Raw genomic sequence first — 26,816 nt, forward strand, 5'->3', positions numbered from 1 at the left:
CTAAATGTCACGGCTGCGCCTCCTTTAAAGCCATTGCTGCACGTCGCCGCGCAGCGATCATGCCGTGCTTGGGAGCGAAGAAAAATACGACGAGAAAAATCAGGGTCTGCAACACAACGATGATCCCACCCGTGGCTCCGTCAAGGAAATAGCTGATATAGGCACCGGCGAAGCTAGTGACGGAGCCGATGATGACGGCGATCCATAACAGGCGCGAAAAACGGTCGGTCAGCAAATAGGCGGCGGCACCGGGCGTCACGACCATGCAGATGACCAGAAAAGCGCCCACCGTCTGCATCGCTGCCACAGTACAGGCGGCCAGCAGGGTGAAAAACATGATCTTGAGCGCTGTCGTCTTCAACCCGATGGAGCGGGCATGGCTTTCGTCAAAGAAGACCACCATGAGGTCTTTCCATTTGAGAAGCAGCAGGACCAGTGTAACGAATCCGATAACGGCCAGTTGCAGCGTATCCTGCGGCGTGATGGCCAGAATATTGCCAAGCACGATAGTCTGAATGCTGACGGCGGTCGGCTTCAATGAGATCATGAACAGGCCGAGGCCGAAAAAGGACGTAAAAATCAGCCCGATGATTGCATCCTCTTTCAGCTTCGTACGCTGATTGAGAAACAGCATTGCCGCAGCCGCAAGTCCACCGGAAAAAAACGCGCCAATGGAGAAGGGCAGGCCGAGCATATAGGCACCCGCGACACCGGGAACGATCGCATGCGAAAGCGCGTCGCCAATCAGGGACCAGCCCTTGAGCATCAGATAGGCTGATAAGAAAGCGCATACTCCGCCCACAAGGGCCGAAACCCACATCGCGTTGAGCATGTAACCATAGCTGAAGGGCTCCAGCAGATATGCCATTATTTGCGATCCTCAGTCCTGTTTTCGTAGAGCACGAAAGGACGTTCATCATCGGTGATGACGCCGACTGCGGCGCGGTTCTTCCTGGTCGTGTCGTCAATAACGAGATGGCGCAGCACGCCGCCAAACGTCTTTTCCAGATTGGCCTGGGTGAAGACCTCGTCTGTGGGGCCATAGGCCAGAACCGTATGCTTGAGCAAAACCGTGCGGTCACAGAATTCAGGCACGCTGCCGAGATTATGCGTGGAAACCAGCATGACGCGGCCTTCATCGCGCAGGCTGCGCAACAGCACGACAATGGCTTCCTCCGTCTTTACGTCCACGCCGGTAAACGGCTCATCAAGAAGAATGACACGGCCATCCTGAGCCAGTGCGCGGGCGAGAAAAACACGCTTCTTCTGCCCTCCGGACAATTCTCCGATCTGGCGCTTGCGGAAATCGAGCATGTTTACGCGGCGCAGCGCATTTTCAACCGCCTCGTGATCGGCGCGGCGCGGAATGCGCATCATGCCCATATGGCCGTAGCGCCCCATCATCACCACATCTTCAACCAGCACCGGAAAGTTCCAGTCGACCTCCTCACTCTGCGGCACATAGGCAACGAGATTTTTCTTCAAGGCCTCGTTTACCGACAAGCCAAGGATCGATATTTCTCCCCTGGCGAGGCGGACGAAACCCATAATCGCCTTGAACAAAGTGGATTTGCCGGAGCCGTTTACGCCCACCAGCGCGGTAATCGTTCCGGTCGGCGTTGTAAAACTGGCATTGCGCAACGCCGTATGACCATTGCGATAAGTGACCGTCGCATCTTCTACAGACAAACCACTGGCTGCGCTCTCATCAAGCGCAGCCGCAGTTTTCCGGTTATGATTTACCGGAACATTCATTGTTGCAGACCTTTCGCAATCGTATTTGAGGTAACCTTCAGCAGATCGATATAGTTTGGCACAGGTCCATCCGGCTCCGAAAGGGAATCCACATAGAGAACGCCGGCATATTTGGCACCGGTTTCCCGGGCCACCTGCTCGGCGGGCGCAGCGGAAACCGTGCTCTCGGAGAAGACCGCCGTAATGCCATGCTCGCGGACTGCGTCGATGACCTTGCGCACCTGTTGCGGAGTGCCTTGCTGATCGGCATTGATCGGCCAGAGATAAAGCTCCTTGAGGCCGAAATCACGCGCCAGATACGAGAATGCGCCTTCGCTTGTAACCAGCCAGCGCTTATCCTCGGGGATCGCGTCGAGTTCCGCATGGATCGGGTCGATCGCCGCCTTTATCTGCGCTTTGTAGTCTTCCGCATTGGCCTTGTAGGTTTCAGCATTGTCCGGATCGTATTTCACAAAAGCATCGCGGATATTGTCGACGTAAATCAGCGCGGAAGTGGGAGACATCCACGCATGCGGATTGGGCTTGCCACTATAAGGCCCTTCCGCGATCCCGATCGGATCGACGCCATCCGAGACGACTGCGCTGGGCACGTCTTTAAGACGCGAGAAGAACTTTTCGAACCAGCGTTCCAGGTTAAGGCCGTTCCACAAAATGAGATTTGCGTCCTGCGCCTTGATGAGATCGCCCGGGGTGGGCTGATAATCATGAATTTCCGCACCCGGCTTGGTGATGGATTCAACCGTGGCCGCGTCCCCCGCTACGTTGCGGGCAATATCGGCAATAACGGTAAAGGTCGTTACGGCTTTAAACTTGTCGGCAGCAAATGCGGTGCCGGTCGCCATGCATAATAAAAGGCTGCCCACGAGGCCGGCAGTCACTTTACGCATTGTGAGTCGAAACATACCTATCTCCATGTTGCAAATAACTCGCAACTGCATAATGAAAAGGATAAGGCTAATCAAGCCTTTTTGCAAATGATTTGCAAAAGTAGGAGATTTGATGTGATGCTATGGTGTATCAGGAGATATATGCACGTATAAATTGCAATCAGGATTATTTTGTGTAGTCTGGACAATGGAGCGCGTCTGTTTTGAGCTGCATGCCAGTCAGTCAAGAATCGATACAGAAGACGGTCGGAGCGCAGAGCGGGCAAGTAAGCATCCGAAATTCATTTTTGATTTTGATTTGAGGATCGGGGGATATTGATGGTTTTAACGATGCAAAGCCGCAGTAGTAACGTTGTTGGCCCGCTTATTGGAAAAGCAACTGATCGTGATGTGACGAATGCCATACAGTCGAAAGGACCGTTTCGTTATGGCCTGACACCGGTGGGTATCGATTTTTACGCACCGGATAAAATGCTTGCTCTTACTTTGCTTGAACCCGTTCGCAATTTGCGATGGCGAAGTGCGGACGGTCTGGACAATTCGGCAAGCTGTCCCGCCGGAACGGTTTTCTTTATCCCGGCGGATCATGGTGTCGCCATAACATGGCCAGAGGCAGTGCAATTCCTGTCGATGACCATAGACAAGACAGAGGATACGACGGATTTATCTGCCAGAATACCTGCGAGTATCATCAGGTTCTCCAGCAAACAATGTTTGCAGGTCAGCGAAATCATTCTGGAGCAGCTGGGAGAGGGGGCAGAGGAAAACTCCAATTATTTCGCCTCATTGCAATCGGTTCTGGTCAATCTTTTGTTACGCAATGCGCAGGTTGCACACTCGATGGGCGGGACGCAATCGGGCCTTAGCGCTTATGCCTGTGGGCAAATAGAGGCCTATTTGAAGGCGAATTTTCGCAACCCGGTTTCCGTGCCGGAGATGGCGCTCATGCTGGGCATATCGGCGGGACATTTCGCAACCTGTTTTCGTGAGAGTTTCGGTGAGACCCCGCATCAATATCTGATGAAGCTGCGATTGGACGAGGCAGAACGCTGCCTGGTCGAAACCGATATGCCGATAAGCGAGATCGCGGCGCGGTTAAGCTTTTCAAGCCAAAGCCATTTGACAACCGCATTGCGAAAATATCGCCAGCTGACCCCGGGAGAGATAAGGCGGCGCGGACGACAGCAGCGCTTGCGATAAGGGCAAATCGTCACCTGAAGATTGGGCCGCATAATTCTCGTCGAGAAATAGCAGGGTTTTTGGCCTGATCTGTCCAGCAATAGATCAAAAGATGAGGAAATCAGCCTATCAGGCTGATTTCCTTGCTTATTATTCAAGGCTTCATATTAGTTCGTCACCACGACCTGAATAATCCTGCCATTCATCGTGCCTGCGCCATATGACAATCCACACTCCCCCCGGCTTCCGCCAGCACCAAGAAAGGGCCATTCCATTTGTCGCCTTGCTGTAATGCTTCGTGCGCAGGTATACTCTTGCCAATTATGAGGGTAGAAATCCCTTCCTTGCGCGGGAAAGGAATTGAAAAATGGCGCGTATTACTGATGAAAAGGATGAGCAGATCACCATCACTCCGGATGCGGCAAGTGGAGGAGATTCGAAGGGCAGCACGCTTCTGCCGATGTTGATAGCCGGGCTGGCTCTGGTTGTCATTGGAGCCATTGTCCTCATGTATTTCGTCTAAGCCTCATAGAGAATTGGTGACTGTGCCCGGACGGTTTTATTTTCCGGCCATCCCCGGATTGGTCCTTGCCTGAAGAGAGCAGATTGTGCGCTCAGGCCGATTATGCTGCGGGCAAAGGCAGCCATTATCATAAAGTCGAAGAGCACTTGCCTTTCTGCCATATCCTTGCTTTGTATTTTAGACATATCCAATGGGAAGCGACTTCTCGTACCTGACGGACTCTCAGCTATTCAAATCGGACGAAAATGGACGTTCCCTCTAATCCGCTTGTTTTGATAGGGCCGAGCATATTGCTTGTTTTTGCCCTTTATTTTCTTGCGTTCTGGATGTCCGATAAAAGGCGCAGGCATCTCCTTTTCTTTGCTGTCGCCGTCTTTTTGTTTTGTCTGGGCGCACTCTCGCAAATGCTCAAGATTCCCTTCGATCAGGGCATCAACGCGCTTGTCTCCGCCTTTGTTTATACACTCAGTGTCTTGCTGCTTTGCGATGGTTTGCTCCGGCGCAGCGGCAAGCGAATAAGCGGTCTGCTTTATTGCGTGGCCCTGTTCTTTGTCGTGGGAGGGATTGCCTATTATTTTTATGTCGAGCGCAATCTGTTCGTTCGCATTTATATCCTGAATTTCGGGATCGGCCTGATCTTCCTTTTTACACTCTGGCAATTACATATGTTGCGCCGGGGAAGTGTGCCTGAAAAAATGTTGTTCTGGCTGCTTTTGGCTTTTACCAGCCAGTTCTTTATCCGGACCGGGCTGACTGCAAATAGCCTCCTTGAAACACCAGCCGTTTTCAGCGAGTCGCAATTTTGGTTGATATTACAATTTTCTCTTGCAGTGTTCGGCGTCGCCTTTGCATTGGCCATACTGGCAGTCGTGGTGAGCGACAAAGTATCGACGCTTGAAGTCGAGCGTGCGATGGATCCGATGACCGGCCTCCTCAATCGTCGTGGCTTTACGGAACAAGCGGAAAGATTAATGCAGAATGCGCAGGAAGCGCCATTGTGCCTTCTCGCCATCGATATTGATCATTTCAAACGCGTCAATGATAGCTATGGCCATCCCGTCGGTGACAATGTGATCAGGGGAATTGGCGAGATCATCAAAAGGGTGGCTGGTCCGGCTGCCTTATGCGCGCGATTGGGCGGGGAAGAGTTTGCGGTACTCTCGCCGCGCACCGATCTGGCCGCGGCAACGCAATTGGCGAATGATATTCGGGCCACTATCCGGGACGCGTCTTTCGCGGGCATTCCTGCTACCTATGAAGTAACTGTCAGTATCGGCATAAAGGCGGCAAAGTCGCACTATACGCTCGAGAGGCTGCTGCTCAACTCCGATGAGGCGCTCTATCGTGCAAAGCGCGCAGGCCGTGACAGGGTAGAGGCCTGACGCATATATTGCCGTCAGCGGTTGAATTTCTCAGTGCATGCCATATCCTTTCATGCATGCAGCAGAATGATCCTGAAATGGCTGGACCAGCTATTAATTCCACAAAAATCGATATGATCTCTTCCAGCGGCATTCGCTTTTTAAGTCCGTTGGGAAACGTGGATCAGATCGACTTTTCCGATCTTGCGGATTGGGCATTCTTCTTTGATCTCGACGGAACCCTGCTCGATATAGCATCCTTGCCCGATGCGGTGGCGCCGGAAGAAGGATTGCAGGCCGCTCTTGAGGCACTGGAGCAACGATGTGCGGGTGCGCTTGCTATCGTCACGGGCAGGTCGGTGGAATTTGTGGACCAGCTTTTCCCCACGCACAGATTTTCCGTGGCTGGCCTTCACGGCGCGCAGATCAGGCTGGCGGCGGGGAAGGGCGGTTTAGATGACGGCAGCGCCATAACAGTTTCCGAAGATTTCCGGCAGGCTCTTGAATTTGCAAGGCGGGCTGCAAGCAGCCTTGCAGGCGTAATTTTCGAAGATAAAGGCGGGGCTTTTGCACTGCACTATCGTCTTGCGCCTGATCGGGAAGCAGAGGTCCGGCTTGTTATGGAGAAAGCCCATGATCTTGCGGGCAGGGGCTTCTCCTTGCAGCCGGGAAAGTTCGTTGTCGAACTCAAGCCGTCCGGCAGCGACAAGGGGGCGGCCATCCACGCCTTCATGCGGATGGAACCTTTCAACGGCAGACGGCCTTTCGCAACAGGGGATGACGATACGGATGAGCGGATGTTTGCCGTCGCCAATAAGATGGGCGGATTGAGCCTGCGAGTGGGAACATTGCAGGACGCCGCACAAAGTGCTGCCGTGGCGCAAATCGCATCGCCGCAGATTTTGAGACGCTGGATAAGGAGATTAACGGAATGAATGCGGATTCGGCATCACAAAGACCCGCTCCGTCACTGGATCTGGGAGTTGTGGGCAATGCCGCACTTGCAGCCCTGATCGACCGGCAGGGGAGCGTATCGTGGATGTGCTTTCCGCGTATGGACGCAGATCCGGTTTTTTGCGGATTACTGGCCCCGACCGAAGACCCCGATGACGGGGTCTGGCGCTTTTCATTGGCAGGGCAGGCAGCAAGCCAGCAACGCTATATGCGCAATACGGCGATCCTTGAAACCATATTGAGCGATGCGGAAGGCAATCAGGTAAAGATCACCGATTTCGCGCCGCGGTTTAAAATGGGAGGCCGAATATTTCGGGGATACACTCTGGTTCGCATCGTCGAGCCGCTTTCGGGCACGCCCAGATTGTCCGTCTTGCTGCGCCCGCGCCGCGCCTATGGCGAATATCCTCCAGAAACGACACGCGGAACCAGCCATGTCCGCTATATTCTTGGCGATCATGTTCTGCGCTTAACCACCGATGCGCCAGTCGAATATGTGTTGAGCGAAACGCCCTTCATACTCGATCGCCCCTTGGCTTTCGTCCTCGGACCCGATGAACGGCTTACAGAAAGTCCGATGGGTATTGCGCGTCGCTTCCTGCGCGAAACGCGCCATTACTGGCTCGACTGGGTGCGCAGCCTCGCGCTTCCGGCGGATTTTCAGGATGTGGTCATTCGCGCAGCAATCACCCTCAAGCTCTGCTCGAATGAAGAAACCGGAGCCATCGTTGCCGCACTGACCACGTCTATTCCCGAATATGAGGCAAGCGGGCGGACATGGGATTATCGCTTCTGCTGGCTTCGGGATTCCTATTTCACGGTCAAGGCGCTGAACAGCCTCAACGCGACGCTGACCATGGAAAACTATCTTGCCTATGTCTCCAACCTCGCAGCCGGATCAACCGATGGTTACATGCAGCCGCTATTCGGACTGGGGCTTGAGCGGCAACTGGACGAATATGTTGTAAAGGGTCTTTCCGGCTATCGGAATTTCGGTCCCGTAAGGCGCGGCAATGCAGCGTGGACGCAGGTGCAGAACGACGGCTACGGCTCTGTAATCCTTGCAGCGATCCAGTGCTTTTTCGATGAACGACTGCCCGATATGGGCGGCGAGGCGCTCTTCCGCCTTCTGGAGCGGTTGGGGGAGGAGGCGGAGGCGAGGTGGGACCAGCCGGATGCCGGCCTGTGGGAATTTCGGTTGCGCAATGGAGTCCATACACATTCGGCGGTGATGTGCTGGGCCGCATGCGACCGGCTGGCCCGCATAGCAACACGGCTCGACTTTCCCGATTCTGCCGAGCGATGGGCTGCCAGCGCCCAAAAAATGCGCTCAGAAATTCTGGAGCGCGCCTGGAATTCCGCAAAGGGGACGTTCGTTTCGGTCTTCGAAGGCTCTGATCTGGATGCCAGCCTGCTCCTGATGGCCGAATCCGGCTTTGTTGCGCCGGATGACCCGCGTTTTCTGGCGACAGTTGCGGCCTGCGAAAAGACATTGCGCTTTGGCAATCATCTTTATCGCTATCGTACACCCGACGATTTTGGTGCGCCGGAGACGGCTTTTACCGCCTGCACCTTCTGGCTGATCGACGCGCTGGTTCGCACCGGTCGCCAAGCGGAAGCGCGCGAAATATTCCATGACATCCTTTCGCATCGCAATCATCTTGGCCTGCTTTCGGAAGGTGTACATGTCGAAAGCGGCGAACTCTGGGGCAATTTTCCGCAAACTTATTCGATGGTGGGGCTGATTAACGCTGCAATGGCGCTATCTCGTTCATGGGAGGAAGTCCTGTGAGCCGCCTTATCGTCGTTTCCAACCGGGTTCCCGATCCGGGGCGCCCGCCAGCGGGCGGCCTAGCCGTAGCCATGCACGCCGCGCTACAGGCGCGCGGTGGAGTGTGGATGGGCTGGTCTGGTCAATCAAGCGGGGAGGACGATCCCGGACCGCTGGCCACCCGACAGGAGGGGCAGATTTCCTATGCCCTGACTGACCTGTCTGATCGTGACCTGTCGGAATATTATGAAGGTCTGGCCAACAGGGTGCTCTGGCCGCTCTGCCATTATCGCATCGACCTGACCGATTATGCACGACGCGATATGGCGGGCTACCTGCGTGTCAACCGCTTGTTCGCCAGCCGCCTGCGGCCACTGATCGAGCCGGACGACATCATCTGGATTCACGATTATCACCTCATCCCGCTCGCCGCCGAATTGCGCCAGATGGGCGTTGCGAACCGCATCGGCTTTTTCATGCATATTCCCTGGCCATCGCCGGACGTGTTTCTCACATTGCCGGTTCAGGATATGCTTTTGCGCGCCATGACCGCGCATGACCTGATCGGTTTTCAGACAGAGGACGATGCGGAGAATTTTGCGCTTTGCCTGAAGCGTGGCGGAGTAGCCCGCCCTTTAGTGGAGCAACCGGGCCTGTTTTACACTCAAGAGCGGCAGTTTCGGGTCGGCGCCTTTCCCATTGGCATCGATGCGAGGGCATTTTCCCATTCGGCCAGGACGACAATCGAAAACGCAACGATCCGGCGGTTCGGACAATCGCTTGAGGGCCGGGAACTGATCATCGGAGTCGACCGGCTGGATTACACGAAAGGCTTGCCACAGCGGTTGATCGGCTTTCACCGTTTTCTTGAAAACAATCCGGCATGGCATGGGCGTGTAACCTTTCTTCAGATCACCCCGAAAAGCCGTTCAGGCGTGGCGGAATATGAGGCATTGCAGCGGGAAGTCGATGAAGTCGCGGGCCACATTAACGGAACATTGGGCCGCCTCGACTGGACACCCGTGCGTTATGTCAACCGGGCATTCAGCCATCATGTGCTGGCAGCAATCTATCGAATGGCCAAGATAGGTCTGGTAACGCCGCTGCGGGATGGAATGAACCTCGTTGCAAAGGAATATGTGGCCGCTCAGGACCCGGAGGACCCCGGCGTGCTCGTGCTGTCGCGTTTTGCCGGTGCGGCGCATGAACTCGGGGGCGGGGCGCTTCTCGTCAATCCCTATGATGTGGAAACCATCGCCGACGCGATTGGGCGTGCAGTGTCCATGCCCCTTGAGCAGAAACGCGAACGTTATGCAGCCATGGCCGAAGCGGTCAGGAAAAACGATGTCTTCGACTGGTGCAATCACTATCTCGATCAGCTCGCGAATTTGCCTGCAACGACTGTCAATCACGAGAACGAGATTCCGCGAGGATGATTTCCCGCGTTACTCCTTGCTTGCAACAAGCGGAACGAACATGACGCTTCCAAGGTCTTGCTCTTCGAATTCGTTAGCGGCTCGCCGCCGGATTCGCAGCAAGCGCTGCAAACGCCTGTTCGGACCGACAGGAATAATCAGATTACCGCCAATTGCGAGCTGCTTGTAGAATTCAGGCGGAATATCCGTGCTGCCTGCTGCAACAATAATGGCATCGAAAGGAGCCTGTTCAGGCCAGCCCTTGCTGCCGTCGCCAATACGCAATTCGACATTTTCGCAACCAAGCTCTTTCAAGCGCAATCGGGCAGCATTTCCAAGAGAAGCATGCCGTTCGATGGAAAAGAGGCGCTGAACCATTTGTGCCATGACAGCCGCCGCATATCCGGAACCGGTTCCCACTTCCAATATGCGAGCAGCGGGCATCAGTTCAGCAGCCTCAAGCATGAGCGCCACGATATAAGGCTGTGAGATGGTTTGTCCTTGCGCGATCGGAAGGGGTGAATCTTCATAGGCCGACTCTTCCCAGCCTGCATCGACAAACCGCTCTCTGGGCACTTTGCCCATAGCATCCAGAACGCGCTTGTCATGAATGCCGCGCTGGATCAGTTGAGTTTCGACCATTTGTGCGCGTGCATATTCGAAATCGGGCATAAGAACCTCCTCGGATGAGCGGTTCGTCAAAGCTGGACCGGATTGAAGCCGCGGGGGTCAGGGTGTTTTGCCGTCCGCAGTGTATCCATTTCCAAACGTCCATAGGGAAGGAAAGTTTCCTTCACCATTGCAGTCCGGGAGAGGCGCGGCCTCCAGTTGTGTCTACTCCGGCTCTATACATGGATCACATAATCTATCTTATGGAACTACTGTTCTGATCGCAGATACTGGAGTTAAATCCGTGGTTGGCTGGCTAGATAAGCCGTTGGAAAAAGCCGGAGGCAAGCTTTCGCCTCACGCTTTGAAGGATTTCATTCCGCTTTATTATGCTAAACTCAGCCTATGAAAGATTTGTTTTCCGAACTTGAGACGCATGAAGCGCTGGCGGATGGCGCCATTCTTATGCATGGCTTTGCGCTCGCAGATGAAGCGGCCATTCTCCATGCCATAGAACAGGTCGTCGAGGCCGCACCATTCCGGCATATGAATACGCCTGGCGGTTTTCGCATGTCCGTGGCAATGACCAATTGCGGTGCTTTTGGCTGGGTCACGGATCGTCACGGCTATCGCTATAGTCCAGTAGACCCGCAATCCGGTGATCCATGGCCGCAAATGCCACCCATATTGCAAGCGCTGGCAGAACGTGCAGCGCAAGAAGCAGGCTATCGGGATTTTTCGCCGGATGCCTGTCTCATCAATCGCTATGAACCCAGCACGAAAATGTCGTTGCATCAGGATAAAGATGAACAGGACTTCAATAATCCGATCGTATCGGTTTCACTCGGCCTGCCTGCGAGCTTTCAGTTTGGCGGCTTGAAACGCACCGATCCTGTCCGCAAATATGCCCTGCATCACGGAGACGTCGTCGTATGGGGTGGTCCATCCCGCCTCTTCTATCATGGGATTCTGGCATTAAAACAGGGGCAGCACCCGCTGGTGGGAAGCCTGCGTCTCAATCTGACATTCAGAAAGGCAGTTTAGAAAGCAATATATGAGGAATATAAGATAATATATTGATTTTACGTAATAATGGCCCTGAACTTTCGTGAGTTCAGGGCCTTGTTTTATCAGTTGAGGGCCTGATCGCGTGTTTCGACATTGATGAAGAATGCGATGATACCCGCAAGTGCAAGCAGCCCGGCAAAGAGTGCGACGGCCAGGTTAAAGCTCTGGCTGACGACGATTGCCAATGCAGATGGTGCAAGCAGCCCGCCAAGCCGCGCCATGGCTCCGGCTGCACCCATGCCGCTTCCACGCAAGGCAGTCGGATAGAGTTCAGGCGTAAAGGCATAGAGTGCGCCCCATGTACCAAGCAGCGCAAAGCTCATGATCAGGATGGAGCTGCCGACAACAATGGAACTGGTTGCGACCGTGAACAGCGCACAGGCAGCGGCACTGATGAACAGGAATGCAATCAGCGTCTTGCGGCGACCCCAGGCCTCCACGCCATAGGCAGCAAGAGCATAGCCCGGCAACTGGGCAAGGGCAACGACAACCAGAAAGCCGTAGCCGCGCACAAAGCCGAAGCCTTCACTGGCAAGCTTGGCCGGTATCCATGTGAAGATACCATAATAAGACACGGATACGAGGAACCAGATCGCCAGTGTCGTCACCGTGCGCTGGCGCAAATTCGGCGAAAAGAGCTTTTCATCCGTTACCATGGCCGAGGCGTCCAATACGACCTTGGGCGGCAGTTCCGGCTTGCCATTGCTCCGCAGTACCCGGTTCATCACTTTCTTGGCTTCATCCGCCCTTCCCGATTTCAGCAGATGCATTGGCGATTCCGGTATCCAGAGGCGCAGCCAGATGCCGATGAGCGCCGGGGCCGCCGTAACGACGAAAATATAGCGCCATGCGTCTTCCACGCCTGCAAGGCTTGTCGCCCATGCCGCAAGCGCGATGACAACCGTGCCGACCGCCCAGAAACCTTCCAGCATGACAAGCCAGCGACCGCGGTTCTTTGCGGGAAGAAACTCCGCCATCATGGCGTAATCGACAGGCAACGTACCGCCCACGGCCACACCGGTGAGAAAGCGCAGGCCCAAAAGTATGCCGAAACTTGGCGCGAAAGCGGAAAGAAGCCCGAATACGGCATCACAGGCAACCGTGATCAACAGCACATTGCGCCGCCCATAGCGATCAGCGAGCCGTCCGAAAAATGCCGCCCCAATCAGCATGCCCAGGAAGAATAATGTACCGGTCTGAAGGGCCTCGCCAATGGTGAGGCCGAAGGTCTTGGCAATCGCAGCACCTGTAAAACCAACTGCCAGAACCTGCATGGCATCCGCAGCCCAGACCAGGCCGAATACGCCTAGAAGATTGCGCTGGAAACGGCCCGTCCCGGCCTGATCCAGTGTCTGTTCGATAGTCGTCTTCATGCTGGTTTCATCCCCTTTTCCGCTTCCGGATAAAATTTAGGGGTCTTTGCTGCGCCTCCCGCAGCCATCTGTCAACGAAAGTTTTCTCAGATTCGGGACTTTTAAACGATTTGAGCATAAGTACCCTGTTCCACCCTGCCCAAAACCGCAATTTCAGCCCTGCCGGACGGTCGCAGACACCAATCAAGGCGAATCGTTTGATCGCGCCTCGATCAAGTCTGAAGCGGGAATCATATCGACATGCCTTTTTTTTGGAGGGGGGGTGCGGATGCTCAAGCACGCAGGAAACGGGGCTTAACTCCATCTGCGCAGCTCAAGCCCAAAAGAAGAAGGTTGCCGCAATCGGCTCCGCCCCCCGATGCCGGGACAGAGCCCTCCGCAGAATGGGCGGTTGCCGCCAAGCGACGCCACCATTTCTAATAAAACACTTTATTATTACTCTATAAAATATTGTAATTACAACATATATTAGGGGTTTAATTTTTTGCCACCCCGCTTCCAGCAGCGATGGCCATCGGCTTGCCATTGGAAAAAGATCGTCTTTGAAGCGTTTCGGAAGGGGGTTGTTAACCTTCATTTTTTATTACTTGAGGCCATTCGGGCGACATATCGATGGTTCAGGTATCATGCGTAATTTGAGAGATAATTTTTCCTTGGCACATGACAACGGTGGGCAGGCCGCTTCCGATCAGAAGCCCAAGCAGGATGAGCCGCACAATGAGCCATTGTCATCGAGCCCATTGTCATCGAGCAATGCGGCGTGGAAGGTCCATTTTTCTCTGGGGGAAAATGTACGCTTCACACGCACGCCGGAGGCGGAGCTGGCCCGGCGTCGGGGTGAGCACCTGCCAGACATTAATGAGAGTGCGCGCGTTCGCAAGGCCGAGGCGTCAACTCTTGATCCTGTAAAGGCAGCAGAATCCCAGCCCATGGCTGTCGCCGCTCTTCAGGAGACCGTAACACAGAATATGGCTCCCAGCCCGGTGGCCCCTCAGCCCCCTGTCCTGCCCGTGACGCCCAGAATTTCGCCGGAAACAGTTTCTCAACCTGCCGCTCCAGTGAAAGATGAGATGGCGACAGCAGACGATCCGGCTCTTTCAGCCTTTGCCTATCTGTCGGATTTTGCTTTCTGGGAAGGTTTCGATCTGCCGACCGTGCCGGCATCTGCACCGGCTGTAGTGCCAACGGAGCCGAAGCGTCCCGCCCCATCGGTGGAGTCGATCCTCGCGCAGTTTCGTATGGTTGAATGGAACAAGCCGAAGGCTGAGGAAGTGGCCGTCTCAGCCGCGCCATCCGCAGCCGATATTCCGCCAGCACAGAAGCCATCAGCCGATGCAGCATTTGAGAAAGCCGAGGCTTTTACGGATGCCGCCGGTGAAGCGACCGATGACGACGTGGTCATGGGCCTTGTCGATGCCGGGGAGCATGATGAGGGCGATGATAATCTCGCCGTAGCAGACAATGCATCTGTTGCGACTCCGGCACCTGCCCCTGTTTCCACGCCGCCCAAGCCTGCGCCTTCCATCGCTCTTTATCAGCCGCGCCCCCTCCCCCGCGTGGAGACTGTGGTTACTTCCGGTGATTATGAATATCCGCCGCGCGATCTTCTTCAGGAAGTGCCGTCGCTCGAAGGAAATATCATCACGCAGGAAATGCTGGAACGCAGCGCCGGTCTGCTCGAAAGCGTTCTGGAAGACTTCGGCGTGCGTGGCGAAATCATCCATGTTCGCCCCGGCCCTGTCGTCACATTATACGAGTTCGAGCCTGCGCCCGGCGTGAAATCCTCACGCGTCATTGGTCTGGCAGATGATATTGCCCGCTCCATGTCGGCGCTTTCGGCACGCGTGGCAGTGGTTCCGGGACGCAATGTCATCGGCATCGAATTGCCCAATGCCAATCGCGAAACGGTTTATTTGCGCGAAATGATCGAATCGCGGGCATTCGAATCCTCGAATTATCGCCTGCCGCTTTGCCTCGGCAAGGGGATCGGCGGCGAGCCGATCATCGCTGAACTTGCCAAGATGCCTCACCTGCTGGTGGCGGGCACCACGGGTTCGGGCAAGTCGGTGGCCATCAACACCATGATCCTTTCGCTGCTCTACCGCTTCAAGCCGGAAGAATGCCGCCTGATCATGGTGGACCCCAAAATGCTGGAACTGTCGATCTATGACGGTATCCCGCATCTTCTGACCCCGGTTGTGACCGACCCCAAGAAAGCTGTTGTAGCGCTCAAATGGGCCGTGCGCGAAATGGAAGACCGCTATCGCAAGATGGCTCGTCTGGGTGTGCGAAACATAGAGGGCTTCAATCAGCGCGCTTCCTCCGCCATGGGCAAGGGCGAAACGGTGATGTGCACTGTGCAGTCCGGCTTTGACAAGGAAACGGGTGAGCCGACCTATGTTCAGGAAGAACTCGACCTGACGCCAATGCCCTATATCGTGGTCATCATCGATGAGATGGCCGACCTGATGATGGTCGCAGGCAAGGACATCGAAGGTGCAGTGCAGCGTCTGGCGCAAATGGCGCGCGCTGCCGGTATCCATCTTATCATGGCGACGCAGCGCCCGTCGGTCGATGTCATTACCGGCACGATCAAGGCAAATTTCCCGACCCGGATTTCATTCCAGGTCACGTCCAAGATCGACAGCCGCACAATCCTCGGCGAAATGGGTGCGGAGCAGCTTCTTGGACAGGGCGATATGCTCCACATGGCAGGCGGCGGGCGCATCGTGCGCGTGCATGGCCCCTTCGTCTCCGACGAGGAAGTGGAAAAAGTCGTCGATCACCTGAAAGATCAGGGTCGGCCCGATTATCTGGCGACCGTCACCGAGGACGAGGAAGACGAAGACGCAGCCGTGGATACCGCCGTATTCGACAATAGCGCGGTCGGCTCCGAAGATGGCGACGATCTCTATGAGCAGGCTGTAAAAGTGGTGATGCGCGACAAGAAATGCTCCACTTCTTACATCCAGCGTCGTCTTGGCATCGGCTATAATCGCGCGGCTTCACTCGTCGAGCGCATGGAGCAGGAAGGGCTTGTCGGCCCCGCCAACCATGTCGGCAAACGCGAAATCCTGACTGGCAATCGCGACTGATGATCGAAGGATAGAGGGACTAAACCGTTTCTCCAGCCGGGGCATTCAAAAGGCCCCGGCTTTTTATCAAACATATCCAGCCACTTATGACGCCTGCTTGCTAAAGCGTGTCGCGATCTTTCAGATACGCTCCTTACGCTTTAAGTTGTTGTTTTTACACATGTCGTTATCCCGAAACCGGTTCCCACTTTCGGGCGACATGCTTTAGATGCTTGTCAAGCTGCCAGTTTTGGTTAATAATTTGTTTATTCGCACATTCTTGACGCATTGGCGGGCGCAACCCGAAGCTGTGCCCTGCCCGAAATAGGGAGAATGATCGATGAAAAGCATTATAATCGGGCCTACTGGCAAGGACCGGCCAGTGACACCGCAAATATTGCAAAACGTACAATCACAAATGCCGAAACCTTCCGAGGATCGGACACAGGTATGCAATGTGCTGAGACTGTCAAAAGGCGGTTATTCGCACCGTCGGCGCAGGGCGCATAAATACGCATAATAAGCGCAGGCCGGTTTGTCTGGCATATACGGCAAAGCACACGAACACGTTCTTTTGTGCGACGCAGACTTTTTAAAAAACGGCATCTGGGGTATGGGAAGGCGGTCGCCCCCAACGATCGGAATATACCATGCCCATCCCCGCCGAAAGTAACGGAGACTTGCAAGCAAAACCTTCCAGAACGCTTCTCGTTTTCATGGCGATTCTGGGAGCTTTTTTGTTCGCACTGTTTGCTGGTCTGGGAATCTGGCAGGTCGAGCGCTTGCAGTGGAAGCTTGATTTGATCGCGCGCGTCGATGAGCGCGTGAATGCGGAGCCTGTGGCAGCACCGGGCCGGGACAACTGGGCCAATGTCAACAGGGCCGACGATGAATACAGGCGCGTTACCCTTACCGGCACTTATCTCAACGACAAGGAAGTGCTTGTCCACGCCCTGACCGAGCGCGGGGCGGGCTATTGGCTGCTGGTGCCCATGCGCTCATCCGATGGAACACTCACCTTCATCAATCGCGGCTTTGTGCCAAAAGAGAAGGTCGATCCCGCATCGCGGCCCGACACGCAGATTTCAGGCGAAACTACGGTGACGGGCTTGTTGCGCATGCCGGAACCGGAGGGCTTCTTTCTTCGCCCCAATGATCCTGAGCGTGACGACTGGAACTCCCGCGATGTCGTGGCATTTGCAGCCAGAAAAAATCTGGGCCACGTCGCCCCCTATTTCATCGATGCAGACGCAAACCCCGACCCCGACAAGGTTCTCATCGGCGGCCTGACGGTCGTAACCTTCCGTAACCACCACCTGTCTTATGCCATAACCTGGTTTGCACTTGCGGCCATGGTTGTCGGCGCCGCCATTTTTATCTGGCGGCACGAGCGCAAGCTGAAAAGTTAAATATGCAGTGCGTGGCCGAGCGCCTTCATACAGGCTTCGGCGAAACCTTCGCTCAGCGTCGGATGAGCATGAATGGTTCCGGCAATATCCTCCAGCCTTGCACCCATTTCGATCGCCTGCGCAAAGGCAGATGAGAGTTCGGAAATGCCCGCGCCCACGGCCTGAACACCAAGAAGAACATGGTTGTCGGACCGTGCAACCACCCGGATCATGCCATCTTCACGCTTGAGGGTCATGGCGCGACCGCTGGCCTGAAACGGAAAAACAGCCGTCTGGATGCTGATGCCGGATTTGCGCGCTTCATCCGCTGTCAATCCAACCGTGACGATCTCGGGATCGGTGAAACAGACAGCGGGAATGCATTGCTTGTCCCATATCTGTTTGCCGCCTGCGATAATCTCGGCCACCATTTCGCCTTGCGCCATGGCGCGATGCGCCAGCATGGGTTCGCCGGTGACATCGCCAATGGCAAAGACACCGCGCATGGATGTACGGCAGCGATCATCGATGCGGATGAAACGACCATCCATATCCAGCCGGATTTCGCTAAGACCCCAGCCATCCGTCTGCGGCTTGCGCCCAACGGTCACAAGAACCTTGTCGGCCTCTATCCGCTGGATGACGTCATCCGTTGTCCGGATTTCCAGTGCCTGACCGTCTTCAGACAGACCTTTGGCAGAGGTGCCCGTGAGAACGTCAATGCCAAGCTGCTCAAGCCGCATCATCACCGGGCGGGTAAGCTCAGCTTCATATTGCGGCAGAATGCGCTCCGCAGCCTCGACAATTGTAACTTTCGCACCAAGCTTGGCAAAAGCCGTGCCGATTTCCAGACCGATATATCCGCCGCCTATAATGGCCAGCCGCTGCGGTATTTTTTCCAGCGAGAGCGCCTCCGCCGATGAAATAACCTTCCCGCCAAAGGGCAATGCCTCAATTTCCACCGGCACGGAACCGGTGGCGATGACAATATTTTCCGCATGAACAGTCTGCCGCCCTGTGTCGGTTTCAACCAGCACGGTTTTACCGTCGAGAAAACGTGCCTGTCCCTGAAACATCCGGACATGCGCTTTTTTCAGAAGTGCTGCCACTCCCCCGTTAAGGCGATTGACGATGCCGTCCTTCCATTCCATCGTCCTTGGGAAATCGATCGACGGATTTTGGGCTTTTATGCCGAATTCACCCTTGCCGGCAAAAACAGTCAACCGATGGAATTCATCCGCCGCATGGATCAGCGCCTTGGAAGGAATGCAGCCGATATTCAGGCAGGTTCCGCCCAGCCGCTTCTTTTCCACCAGAACGGTATCGATGCCGAGTTGGCCAGCGCGAATGCCGCAGACATACCCGCCCGGCCCGCCGCCGATGATCAGAAGTTTGCACGAAATCTCGCTCATCGCATCAGCCTTCCACGAAGATCATTGCAGGCGTTTCGGCCAGTTTTTTCAGTTTCTGTACGAAAACCGCAGCATCCCAGCCGTCGATGACCCGATGATCAAAACTGCACGAAAGGTTCATCATCTTGCGCGGTACAAATTGCGTACCGTCCCACATGGGACGTATGGCGATTTTATTGACACCGATAATCGCTACTTCCGGGCGGTTGATGATAGGTGTCGTGGCGATTGCCCCAAGCGGTCCCAGCGATGTGATCGTGATGGTCGAGCCTGACAGCTCGTCACGCTTTGCCGTGCCGTCGCGCGCCGATTGCGTCACGCGGGCAAGCTCGCTGGCTACAGCAAAAATATTCATGCTTTCGGCGTGACGAACGACCGGCACGATCAGCCCATTGGGTGTCTGCGTTGCAATGCCGACATGGACACCGCCAAACTGGCGGATAATATCCGCCTCATCATCGAAATGGGCATTCAGGCCCGGCTGTTCCTTCACCGCCTTGACAATGGCGCGAATGATGAAGGGCAACAGAGTCAGGCGTGGGTGCCCCTCTTTTTTCTCGTCATTAAGACCGGTGCGCAGGCGTTCAAGATCGGTGACGTCCACTTCTTCGACGATGGTTATATGCGGAATATGCCGCTTGGCTTCGGCCATGCGCTCGGCGATCTTGCGGCGCAGACCCACGACCTTGATTTCATTGACCGAAGTATCCGCTGCATAGCCCGATAGGGGCTGCGCTCCCGGCTCATAGGATTGGAAATAGGCATCCAGATCTTCATGGGTGATGCGCCCTGCAGGGCCTGTGCCGGGCACACGGCGTAAATCGACGCCTGCTTCGCGCGCCCTCAGCCGTACCGAGGGGGTAGCCAGCGGCCTCTCCCCTTCCAGACGCACCGGGCCAGCACCGGCAAAGGAGCGGACTGTGTTTTCCTGTTTTGGAGCAATGTGTTTGTGCGGGACGGGCGTTTGCAGCAAAACCGGAGCCTCTGCGGCTTCTGCTTCCTGCGCTTCGATCTTCTGCGGAGGCGGCACCTGTTTGGTTTCAACCGCCCCGCTCTCGATTTGCAACCTCACCAGTTCGGACCCAACCGCGATTTTATCGCCGATTTCGCCATTGATCGCCACCACAGTCCCCGCGCGCGACGAAGGAATTTCCACCGTCGCCTTGTCCGTCATGACGGCTGCGAGCAGATCATCCTCGCGCACGATGTCGCCCGGCTTCACATGCCACTCGACCAGTTCGGCTTCCGCAACCCCTTCACCGACATCGGGGAGTTTAATCGAGAACTCGGCCATATCGCCCTCCCCCTCAGGCTTCCATAATCGATATGAGCGCCCGGCCCACGCGCTGCGGACCGGGGAAATAGGCCCATTCCTGTGCATGGGGATAGGGCGTATCCCAACCCGTCACCCGAAGGATCGGGGCTTCGAGATGGTAAAAGCAATCACGCTGCACCAGAGCCGCCAGTTCCGCACCATATCCGCAGGTCAGTGTTGCTTCATGCACGATCACGCAGCGCCCGGTCTTGCGGATGGAGGCCATGATGGTTTCGGTATCGAGCGGCAGAAGTGTGCGCAGATCGATGATTTCGGCATCGATGGCAACTTCCTCCGCCGCTGCCAGCGCCACATGGACCATGGTTCCATAGGCCAGCACCGTGACGGCGCTGCCTTCGCGGCGAATGGCGGCCTTGCCAAGCGGTACCGTATAATACCCCTCCGGCACCTCACCCAGCTCATGCTTTTTCCATGATGTAACCGGTCGGTCATGGTGCCCGTCGAAGGGACCGTTATAAAGCCGTTTCGGCTCGAACATGATAACCGGATCGGCATCCTCGATTGCAGCCAGAAGCAGGCCCTTCGCGTCGGCAGGTGTGGAGGGCATCACCGTTTTCAATCCGGAAACATGGGTGAAAAGCGCTTCCGGGCTTTGGCTATGGGTCTGTCCGCCATAGATACCGCCGCCCGATGGCATGCGAATGACGATGGGACAGGTGAATTCACCCGCGGAGCGATAACGCAGGCGCGCCGCTTCCGATACGATCTGATCGTAAGCTGGATAGACATAATCGGCAAACTGGATTTCCACGCAGGGCCTGAGACCATAGGCGGCCATGCCGATGGCAGTGCCGATGATTCCAAGTTCGCTGATCGGCGTGTCGAAACAGCGCTCCTTGCCATATTTCTTTTGCAGTCCCGCCGTGCAGCGGAATACACCGCCGAAATAGCCGACATCTTCGCCAAACACGATCACTTTCTGGTCGCGCTCCATGGCAATATCATGCGCGCTCTGGATAGCCTCGATCATCGTCATTCTGCTCATTGCTCAGAACCCCGCTTCCTGACGCTGGCGGATGAGATGCGGCGGCGTCTCGGCATAGACATCCTCGAACATATCGCGCATCGAAGGCTTGCGCCCGTCATGCAATGTGCCAATGGCCTCCGCCTCGCGTTGGGCTGTGACGACAAGGTCCATCACTTCCGCTTCCGCCTGCTTGTGACGTTCGTCGCTCCATTGACCGCGCAGGATCAGATGGTTTTTCAATCGCAGCACCGGATCGCCCAGCGGCCATGCATCGCTTTCCGCCTTGGGGCGATAGGCGGAAGGGTCATCCGATGTGGAGTGACCGCCTGCGCGATAGGTCACATATTCAATAATGGTCGGACCAAGATTGCGGCGGGCGCGCTCCACGGCCCATTTCGCAACCGCATGGACGGCCAGATAATCATTGCCATCGACACGCAGCGACGGAATGCCAAAGCCGTGGCCGCGCGCGGCAAATGTGCCGGAGCCGCCGCGCGCAATGCCCTGAAAAGTCGAAATAGCCCATTGATTGTTGACGATGTTCATCACCACCGGCGCTTTATATGTGGAGGCAAAGACAAGTGCCGCGTGAAAGTCGCTTTCGGCGGTCGATCCATCACCGATCCATGCGGCGGCAATCTTCGTGTCGTGGCTGATTGCCGAGGCCATGGCCCAGCCCACGGCCTGCGTATATTGCGTGGCCAGATTGCCGGAGATCGTGAAGAACCCATGCTCCTTGGATGAATACATTACAGGCAGCTGACGTCCCTTCAGCGGGTCGTGCTCATTGGAAAAAATCTGGTTCATCATGGTGACGAGCGGATAATCATCTGCGATCAGCAGCCCCGCCTGACGATAGGTCGGAAAATTCATGTCACCCTTACGAAGCGCCTTGCGAAAAGCGCAACTCACCGCTTCTTCGCCCAGATGCTGCATATAGAACGAGGTCTTGCCCTGCCGCTGCGCCATCATCATACGCGCATCATAGGCGCGCAGGATCATCATATGGCGAAGCCCTTCCTTCAATTCATCATCGCTCAGCGTGCCAGCCCAGGGGCCGACGGCCTCCCCATCGCGGTTGAGCACGCGAATGATGCTGAAGGCCAGATCGCGCATGGCTTCCGGCTTTTCATCGATTTCGGGTCGGCGCACGGTGCCCGCGCGTGGAATCTTGACATGAGAGAAATCGGGCGCGTCTCCGGGCCGCCACTCCGGTTCGGGAACATGCAGGGAAAGTACGACATCATCGCTCATGCGGACAAACCTCATAAACCGGCCTCACTGACCGAATAAAAGGACCAGACAGACGGTAAGGGCGCGATGGATATCCCTCCCCCGGCAGCTCCTCCTCCGGCTCCACTTGTTACAAGGGTGGATCGGCTTTCAAAATAAAGCAAGAATATTCTTCAAAATTATAGAAAATATAATTCCTTTGGTTCGGTCATTCATCAATGAGAAAGCGATCAGCTATAGCTCTGTAGCCTATATAATTGTTTTAAAACGAAAATATTTGCAATAAAACACCTGCTCATAAAGAAATATTGTTTCATTTTAAATCGTACCAGAAAGTACCATTCCGTCAGAATTTCATATCCGGGTACAGGGATCGATCGGCAATTCACACAGGGAACTTCAGCATGGACGCTGCACGCTTGCGCCGAAAATGCTCTAACTGTCTGTTTCTCTGCCGAAAACCGTTTCACAGTTTTCGTCGCCTGTTCTAATGCTATGGCAAATAGCGAATCCGGAGTGGCCTGATGGCGGAATTCTTTATCGGTGTGGATGGCGGCGGCACCGGTTGCCGTGCCGTGATAGCGGATGCGGACGGCAATGTTCTTGGTCAGGGAAGCGGCGGTCCGGCAAATATTGTCACCGATCCGCAACGCGCGCTGATCAATGTGCAAACGGCAATCGGCAGCGCAGTGGCGCAAGCGGGGCTGGATGAAGCGATTTATGCACGAAGCCATGCTTTTCTTGGTCTGGCTGGTGCCAATGTCGCAGGTTCAGGCATGGCAATTGCACAGGCCATGCCCTTTGCGCATACGCGTGTGGAATCTGATGGCCTCATTGCGCTTCAGGGCGCTTTGGGCGATCAGGACGGTGTCGTCGTTATTCTGGGAACCGGCACTGCCTATATCATCCGCAGGCAAGGAAAAATCCGTTTCGTTGGCGGATGGGGCTTTCCTTTAAGTGATCTGGGCAGCGGTGCCCGGCTCGGCCAGAGCCTCCTGGAAGAATGTCTTCTAGTGCATGACGGCATTCATTCAGGCTCTTCGCTGACCAGTGCAATCCTGCAAGAGTTCGACAACAATCCCGACAATCTGGTGGAGTTTGGCCGCAAGGCCGCGCCGGGAGATTATGGGAAATATGCGCCGCGCATTTTCGAATATGCCAGCCGGGGCGACACGACGGCGCTCATGCTGCTTGAGCGCTCTGCCGCCCATGTCGGCAAAACGCTCGATATGCTGATCGCGCAAGGCGCCGAACGCATAAGCCTGCTGGGCGGCATGGCCAGGCTCTATGCCGAATATCTGCCGCCTTCCCAGAAGGCGCTATTGGTCGAACCGGCAGCGGACGGCCTGAGCGGCGCTGTGCAGCTTGCGATGAAGACCGTATCCATGCCGCGTAAAGCGGAGGCTGCGGATTACGTCTGAAGCGTCAATATCAATGATTTTCATTGCCCATACGTGCCATCGCGGCTGTCGGATCTTCTGAAAGACGCTTGCGCGCCCGATCATCCATCAGTTCATACCACATGGCATTGAGGACTGCGAAAGCCACAGCCAGAGGCAGACCGAGCAACCAGGCAAAATACCACATTTTACTCTCCTTTCCGGATGCAAGACCGTTTCACACTTTTGCTGGCAATGGCTGGCCGTTTATTGCCGCATTGCCGGACGCAAAACCGTTTCACACTTTTGCTGGCAATGACTGGCTATTTATTGTCGCATTGCCGGACGCAAAACCGTTTCACACTTTTGCTGGCAATGCTTTAATAAGCATGGTTGCTTTCATCTTCGATCATGTCCTTTTCGACCTTGCCCCATAAAACCTTGTAGACCCATGACGTATAGACGACGATAATCGGCAGGAAGATCGCACACACCACCAGCATGATGAACAAGGTGAGATGGCTTGACGATGAATCCCATACCGTCAGGCTCATCTTCGGATCGACGGTCGATGGCAGGATAAACGGGAACATCGATACGCCGACCGATGAAATAATGCCGAAGATCGACAGCTTGCCAAACAGAAGCGGTGCGAGTTGACGTCCGCTGCGCAGCGCAATGACCACCGCAAGCGCCCCCAGAATGCCAAGTGCGGGCGCAATCAGCAGCCACGGATGGTTCGCGAAATTGGCAAACCACGCATTGTGATCCAGTTCGACAGTTTTTCGCAGCGGGTTCGACGGGCCGTCAGTGACGATCGGGCTGGTAATGCGATAACCCGAAATCCATAACCAGCTTGCCACACCGGCGAGCGCATAGATTACCACCGTGGCAATTGCCGAGATATAGCCGCAGGCTCTGGCCCGTGCCTGTATCTGGCCGGAGGTTTTCAGCACCAGCCATGAGGAACCGTGCATAAGCAGCATAGCGACCGACAAGACGCCGCAAAGAAGCGCGAACGGATTGAGCAGGCCAAGGAATGATCCCTCATAAAATATCTGCAAATCCTGATTGAGACGGAATGGAACGCCCTGAAATGCATTGCCCACGGCGACACCAAAGATCAGCGTCGGCACAAAACCGCCGATGAACAAGGCCCGGTCCCAGCCTGAACGCCAGGCTTCGCTATCGCGTTTGGAGCGATACTTGAAAGCGACGGGACGCAATATCAGGGCGAAGAGAATAATGAACATCGCCAGATAAAAGCCGGAAAAGGACACGGCATAAATCATCGGCCAGGCGGCAAAAATCGAAGCCCCGGCCACAATCAGCCAGACCTGATTGCCCTCCCATACGGGTCCCATCGTATTGATGATGACGCGCCGGTCCATATCGCTTTTGCCGATAAATGGCAGGAGCATGCTGGCGCCGAGATCAAAACCGTCCATTACGGCGAATGCAATCAGCAACACCCCAATGAGCAGCCACCAGATGATGCGAAGGGTTTCATAATCTAACAATTCGCTGAGTATCATGATCTTTACTCCGCAGGTGCGATGGTGGCAGGCGCGAGCGTCGCCTCCGGTTTGCTGTCCGGTTCAGGCCCGGCCTTGATAGCGCGCAGCATCAAGCCCATTTCGATGATGAACAGGACCGTATAGATGGCCACGAAGCCAATGATCGTGAACAGGACCGTTGAAGCGCCCAGATTGGAGACTGCCACCGCCGTCGGCAGAATTCCTTCGATAACCCATGGCTGACGGCCATATTCGGCGACAATCCATCCCATTTCCGCAGCAATCCACGGCAGCGGGATGGCAAACACGGCGACTTTAAGCAGGAACGGATAGCGGTCGAGCCTTCGCATGGCCGACAGGACGAAGAAAGTCGCCGTAAGCAGGATCAGGAAAAAGCCGATGGCGACCATGATGCGGAAGGCCCAGAACAATGGCAGCACACCCGGAACCGTGTCGCTTGCAGCCTGCTTTATCTGCGCGTCTGTTGCCTCTCGGGGATCATCCACATAACGCTTGAGCAGCAGCGCATAGCCCATCCACTGGCTGTTATCCGCAAAAACATCCTTGACGTCCTGCGCAATAGCGCTCGTATCGCCTTCTGCGCGAATTTTCTGCAAGGCGTCATAAGCAAGAATGCCTTTACGGATATGGCCTTCGGCATTCTGGACGAGTTCATCGATACCGGGAATGGGTGTGGTCAGCGAGCGCGTACCGATCAGGCCCATAACCCACGGAATGCGGACAGCGAAATGCGTTTCACGCGCCTCCTGATCGGGGAAGCCAATTGCGGTGAAGGAAGCGGGCGCAGGTTCGGTTTCCCACATGGCTTCAATCGCGGCAAGCTTCATCTTCTGATGCTCATTGGCGAGATAGCCGCTTTCATCGCCCAGAACCACCACCGATAAAGACGCGGCAAGACCGAAAGAGGCGGCGACCGTCAGCGAGCGCTTGGCAAGTTCTACCGAACGCCCTTTGAGCAAATACCAGGCTGAAATACCGAGCACGAAGATGGAGGCGGTCGCATAGCCGGCTGAAACCGTATGAACGAATTTTGCCTGCGCGACGGGATTTGTCAGGACCGCGAAGAAATCGGTGATTTCCATGCGCATCGTTTCAGGATTGAAAGCCGAACCGACCGGATTCTGCATCCAGCCATTGGCGATCAGAATCCACAGCGCCGAAAAATTGGAACCGGCGGCGACCGCATAGGTCGCCATCAGATGCCCAACCTTGGAAAGACGGTCCCAACCGAAAAAGAACAGGCCGACAAAGGTGGCTTCAAGAAAGAAAGCCATCAATCCTTCGATCGCCAGCGGAGCTCCGAAAATATCGCCCACATAATGGCTGTAATAGCTCCAGTTCATGCCGAACTGGAATTCCATCACGACACCGGTTGCAACCCCCATGACGAAGTTGATGCCGAACAGCGTACCCCAGAATTTGGTCATCTGGCGCCAGATGAGCCGACCGGTCATGACATAAACGGTTTCCATGATGGCCAGCAGCACGGACAGTCCCAATGTGAGGGGTACGAAGAGGAAGTGATAAAGCGCCGTGATTGCAAACTGCAATCGCGACAGGGTGACAATATCGAATTCCATCTTTTTAAACCGCT

General features: G+C 55.4%; 23 protein-coding genes and 1 pseudogene. 11 read left to right on the forward strand and 13 right to left on the reverse strand.

The window, feature by feature from the left end:
• Nucleotides 1-7: 7 nt before the first annotated feature.
• The 3 genes from DKP76_RS06170 to DKP76_RS06180 are packed head-to-tail and all read right to left on the reverse strand — an operon-like array spanning nt 8 to nt 2,597.
• Nucleotides 8-868, reverse strand: coding sequence for a metal ABC transporter permease (locus tag DKP76_RS06170; RefSeq protein ID WP_109705562.1), 861 nt, complete (start codon nt 866-868; stop codon nt 8-10).
• On the reverse strand, nt 868-1,755 hold the full coding sequence (locus DKP76_RS06175) for a manganese/iron ABC transporter ATP-binding protein (protein WP_109705563.1): 888 nt from the start codon (nt 1,753-1,755) through the stop codon (nt 868-870). The genes DKP76_RS06170 and DKP76_RS06175 overlap by 1 nt, the downstream gene beginning before the upstream one ends.
• Nucleotides 1,752-2,597, reverse strand: a complete 846-nt coding sequence (locus DKP76_RS06180; RefSeq protein ID WP_245410183.1) for a metal ABC transporter substrate-binding protein — start codon at nt 2,595-2,597, stop codon at nt 1,752-1,754. The genes DKP76_RS06175 and DKP76_RS06180 overlap by 4 nt, the downstream gene beginning before the upstream one ends.
• Nucleotides 2,598-3,089: 492 nt before the next feature.
• On the opposite strand from DKP76_RS06180, the gene DKP76_RS06185 reads away from it, so the two are divergent.
• Both DKP76_RS06185 and DKP76_RS19335 read left to right on the forward strand, forming a co-directional pair.
• On the forward strand, nt 3,090-3,842 hold the full coding sequence (locus DKP76_RS06185; RefSeq protein ID WP_425349375.1) for an AraC family transcriptional regulator: 753 nt from the start codon (nt 3,090-3,092) through the stop codon (nt 3,840-3,842).
• Between the two features lie 346 nt (nt 3,843-4,188).
• Complete coding sequence (locus DKP76_RS19335; protein ID WP_199224759.1) at nt 4,189-4,344, forward strand: hypothetical protein; 156 nt, start codon at nt 4,189-4,191, stop codon at nt 4,342-4,344.
• Nucleotides 4,345-4,574: 230 nt separating this feature from the next.
• Here the strand turns inward: DKP76_RS19335 and DKP76_RS19590 are convergent, their stop codons facing one another.
• Entirely contained in the window at nt 4,575-5,003 is a 429-nt protein-coding gene (locus DKP76_RS19590; RefSeq protein WP_245410156.1) for a hypothetical protein, read from the reverse strand.
• Between the two features lie 213 nt (nt 5,004-5,216).
• Between DKP76_RS19590 and DKP76_RS19595 the strand changes: the two genes are divergently transcribed.
• The 4 genes from DKP76_RS19595 to otsA all read left to right on the forward strand — a co-directional run bounded on the left by DKP76_RS19595 (nt 5,217) and on the right by otsA (nt 9,866).
• Nucleotides 5,217-5,726, forward strand: coding sequence for a GGDEF domain-containing protein (locus tag DKP76_RS19595; RefSeq protein ID WP_245410157.1), 510 nt, complete (start codon nt 5,217-5,219; stop codon nt 5,724-5,726).
• A 158-nt stretch (nt 5,727-5,884) separates the two neighbouring features.
• Nucleotides 5,885-6,640: a trehalose-phosphatase gene (otsB, locus tag DKP76_RS06200; RefSeq protein WP_158279421.1), complete on the forward strand. Its 756-nt coding sequence runs from the start codon at nt 5,885-5,887 to the stop codon at nt 6,638-6,640.
• A complete protein-coding gene (locus DKP76_RS06205; protein WP_109705568.1) occupies nt 6,637-8,451 on the forward strand; it encodes a glycoside hydrolase family 15 protein in 1,815 nt (604 codons plus the stop codon). Before otsB ends, DKP76_RS06205 begins: the two co-directional genes overlap by 4 nt.
• A complete protein-coding gene (otsA, locus tag DKP76_RS06210) occupies nt 8,448-9,866 on the forward strand; it encodes an alpha,alpha-trehalose-phosphate synthase (UDP-forming) (RefSeq protein WP_109705569.1) in 1,419 nt (472 codons plus the stop codon). The genes DKP76_RS06205 and otsA overlap by 4 nt, the downstream gene beginning before the upstream one ends.
• A 9-nt stretch (nt 9,867-9,875) precedes the next feature.
• Here otsA and DKP76_RS06215 read toward each other — a convergent pair whose 3' ends face one another.
• Nucleotides 9,876-10,517 carry a protein-L-isoaspartate(D-aspartate) O-methyltransferase gene (locus tag DKP76_RS06215; protein WP_109705570.1) on the reverse strand — a complete coding sequence of 214 codons (642 nt, stop codon included), beginning with the start codon at nt 10,515-10,517 and terminating at the stop codon, nt 9,876-9,878.
• Nucleotides 10,518-10,859: 342 nt separating this feature from the next.
• Between DKP76_RS06215 and alkB the strand changes: the two genes are divergently transcribed.
• Nucleotides 10,860-11,498 carry a DNA oxidative demethylase AlkB gene (alkB, locus tag DKP76_RS06220; RefSeq protein WP_109705571.1) on the forward strand — a complete coding sequence of 213 codons (639 nt, stop codon included), beginning with the start codon at nt 10,860-10,862 and terminating at the stop codon, nt 11,496-11,498.
• 86 nt (nt 11,499-11,584) lie between these two features.
• Here the strand turns inward: alkB and DKP76_RS06225 are convergent, their stop codons facing one another.
• Nucleotides 11,585-12,895 carry an MFS transporter gene (locus DKP76_RS06225; protein ID WP_109705572.1) on the reverse strand — a complete coding sequence of 437 codons (1,311 nt, stop codon included), beginning with the start codon at nt 12,893-12,895 and terminating at the stop codon, nt 11,585-11,587.
• A gap of 1,097 nt (nt 12,896-13,992) precedes the next feature.
• Between DKP76_RS06225 and DKP76_RS06230 the strand changes: the two are divergent.
• From DKP76_RS06230 to DKP76_RS06240, 3 genes and pseudogenes are all read left to right on the forward strand, one after another.
• A pseudogene (locus DKP76_RS06230) lies at nt 13,993-15,990 on the forward strand (DNA translocase FtsK); the annotation flags it as partial.
• A 319-nt stretch (nt 15,991-16,309) separates the two neighbouring features.
• Nucleotides 16,310-16,489: a hypothetical protein gene (locus DKP76_RS06235; RefSeq protein WP_109705573.1), complete on the forward strand. Its 180-nt coding sequence runs from the start codon at nt 16,310-16,312 to the stop codon at nt 16,487-16,489.
• 130 nt (nt 16,490-16,619) lie between these two features.
• Entirely contained in the window at nt 16,620-17,378 is a 759-nt protein-coding gene (locus DKP76_RS06240; protein WP_109705574.1) for an SURF1 family protein, read from the forward strand.
• Here the strand turns inward: DKP76_RS06240 and lpdA are convergent.
• The 4 genes from lpdA to DKP76_RS06260 are packed head-to-tail and all read right to left on the reverse strand — an operon-like array spanning nt 17,375 to nt 22,326.
• Nucleotides 17,375-18,769, reverse strand: a complete 1,395-nt coding sequence (gene lpdA, locus DKP76_RS06245; protein WP_109705575.1) for a dihydrolipoyl dehydrogenase — start codon at nt 18,767-18,769, stop codon at nt 17,375-17,377. The two genes, DKP76_RS06240 and lpdA, sit on opposite strands and share 4 nt — an antisense overlap.
• A 4-nt stretch (nt 18,770-18,773) precedes the next feature.
• Complete coding sequence (locus DKP76_RS06250; protein ID WP_109705576.1) at nt 18,774-20,063, reverse strand: dihydrolipoamide acetyltransferase family protein; 1,290 nt, start codon at nt 20,061-20,063, stop codon at nt 18,774-18,776.
• Nucleotides 20,064-20,076: 13 nt separating this feature from the next.
• A complete protein-coding gene (locus DKP76_RS06255; RefSeq protein WP_109705577.1) occupies nt 20,077-21,090 on the reverse strand; it encodes an alpha-ketoacid dehydrogenase subunit beta in 1,014 nt (337 codons plus the stop codon).
• Between the two features lie 3 nt (nt 21,091-21,093).
• Nucleotides 21,094-22,326 (reverse strand): 3-methyl-2-oxobutanoate dehydrogenase (2-methylpropanoyl-transferring) subunit alpha, encoded by a 1,233-nt coding sequence (locus DKP76_RS06260; protein WP_109705578.1) that lies wholly within the window; start codon nt 22,324-22,326, stop codon nt 21,094-21,096.
• A gap of 503 nt (nt 22,327-22,829) precedes the next feature.
• On the opposite strand from DKP76_RS06260, the gene DKP76_RS06265 reads away from it, so the two are divergent.
• A complete protein-coding gene (locus DKP76_RS06265) occupies nt 22,830-23,726 on the forward strand; it encodes a glucosamine kinase nucleotide-binding domain-containing protein (protein WP_109705579.1) in 897 nt (298 codons plus the stop codon).
• A 10-nt stretch (nt 23,727-23,736) separates the two neighbouring features.
• Here DKP76_RS06265 and cydX read toward each other — a convergent pair whose 3' ends face one another.
• From cydX to DKP76_RS06280, 3 genes are all read right to left on the reverse strand, one after another.
• Complete coding sequence (gene cydX, locus DKP76_RS06270) at nt 23,737-23,892, reverse strand: cytochrome bd-I oxidase subunit CydX (protein ID WP_109705580.1); 156 nt, start codon at nt 23,890-23,892, stop codon at nt 23,737-23,739.
• A gap of 172 nt (nt 23,893-24,064) precedes the next feature.
• A complete protein-coding gene (gene cydB / locus DKP76_RS06275) occupies nt 24,065-25,219 on the reverse strand; it encodes a cytochrome d ubiquinol oxidase subunit II (RefSeq protein WP_109705581.1) in 1,155 nt (384 codons plus the stop codon).
• A 5-nt stretch (nt 25,220-25,224) separates the two neighbouring features.
• Nucleotides 25,225-26,802, reverse strand: a complete 1,578-nt coding sequence (locus tag DKP76_RS06280) for a cytochrome ubiquinol oxidase subunit I (RefSeq protein ID WP_109705582.1) — start codon at nt 26,800-26,802, stop codon at nt 25,225-25,227.
• Between the last annotated feature and the right edge of the window lie 14 nt (nt 26,803-26,816).

Origin of the sequence: Falsochrobactrum shanghaiense, from assembly GCF_003149535.1 — a bacterium.
In the GTDB taxonomy this organism is placed as follows: domain Bacteria; phylum Pseudomonadota; class Alphaproteobacteria; order Rhizobiales; family Rhizobiaceae; genus Brucella; species Brucella shanghaiense.

Coding starts and splice junctions, on each gene's coding strand:
- DKP76_RS06170 (WP_109705562.1), bottom strand. CDS start 868: ATGGCATATCTGCTGGAGCCCTTCAGCTATGGTTACATGCTCAACGCG.
- DKP76_RS06175 (WP_109705563.1), bottom strand. CDS start 1,755: ATGAATGTTCCGGTAAATCATAACCGGAAAACTGCGGCTGCGCTTGAT.
- DKP76_RS06180 (WP_245410183.1), bottom strand. CDS start 2,597: ATGGCGACCGGCACCGCATTTGCTGCCGACAAGTTTAAAGCCGTAACG.
- DKP76_RS19335 (WP_199224759.1), top strand. CDS start 4,189: ATGGCGCGTATTACTGATGAAAAGGATGAGCAGATCACCATCACTCCG.
- DKP76_RS06205 (WP_109705568.1), top strand. CDS start 6,637: ATGAATGCGGATTCGGCATCACAAAGACCCGCTCCGTCACTGGATCTG.
- DKP76_RS06215 (WP_109705570.1), bottom strand. CDS start 10,517: ATGCCCGATTTCGAATATGCACGCGCACAAATGGTCGAAACTCAACTG.
- alkB (WP_109705571.1), top strand. CDS start 10,860: ATGAAAGATTTGTTTTCCGAACTTGAGACGCATGAAGCGCTGGCGGAT.
- DKP76_RS06225 (WP_109705572.1), bottom strand. CDS start 12,895: ATGAAGACGACTATCGAACAGACACTGGATCAGGCCGGGACGGGCCGT.
- DKP76_RS06235 (WP_109705573.1), top strand. CDS start 16,310: ATGAAAAGCATTATAATCGGGCCTACTGGCAAGGACCGGCCAGTGACA.
- DKP76_RS06240 (WP_109705574.1), top strand. CDS start 16,620: ATGCCCATCCCCGCCGAAAGTAACGGAGACTTGCAAGCAAAACCTTCC.
- lpdA (WP_109705575.1), bottom strand. CDS start 18,769: ATGAGCGAGATTTCGTGCAAACTTCTGATCATCGGCGGCGGGCCGGGC.
- DKP76_RS06250 (WP_109705576.1), bottom strand. CDS start 20,063: ATGGCCGAGTTCTCGATTAAACTCCCCGATGTCGGTGAAGGGGTTGCG.
- DKP76_RS06255 (WP_109705577.1), bottom strand. CDS start 21,090: ATGAGCAGAATGACGATGATCGAGGCTATCCAGAGCGCGCATGATATT.
- DKP76_RS06260 (WP_109705578.1), bottom strand. CDS start 22,326: ATGAGCGATGATGTCGTACTTTCCCTGCATGTTCCCGAACCGGAGTGG.
- DKP76_RS06265 (WP_109705579.1), top strand. CDS start 22,830: ATGGCGGAATTCTTTATCGGTGTGGATGGCGGCGGCACCGGTTGCCGT.
- cydX (WP_109705580.1), bottom strand. CDS start 23,892: ATGTGGTATTTTGCCTGGTTGCTCGGTCTGCCTCTGGCTGTGGCTTTC.
- cydB (WP_109705581.1), bottom strand. CDS start 25,219: ATGATACTCAGCGAATTGTTAGATTATGAAACCCTTCGCATCATCTGG.
- DKP76_RS06280 (WP_109705582.1), bottom strand. CDS start 26,802: ATGGAATTCGATATTGTCACCCTGTCGCGATTGCAGTTTGCAATCACG.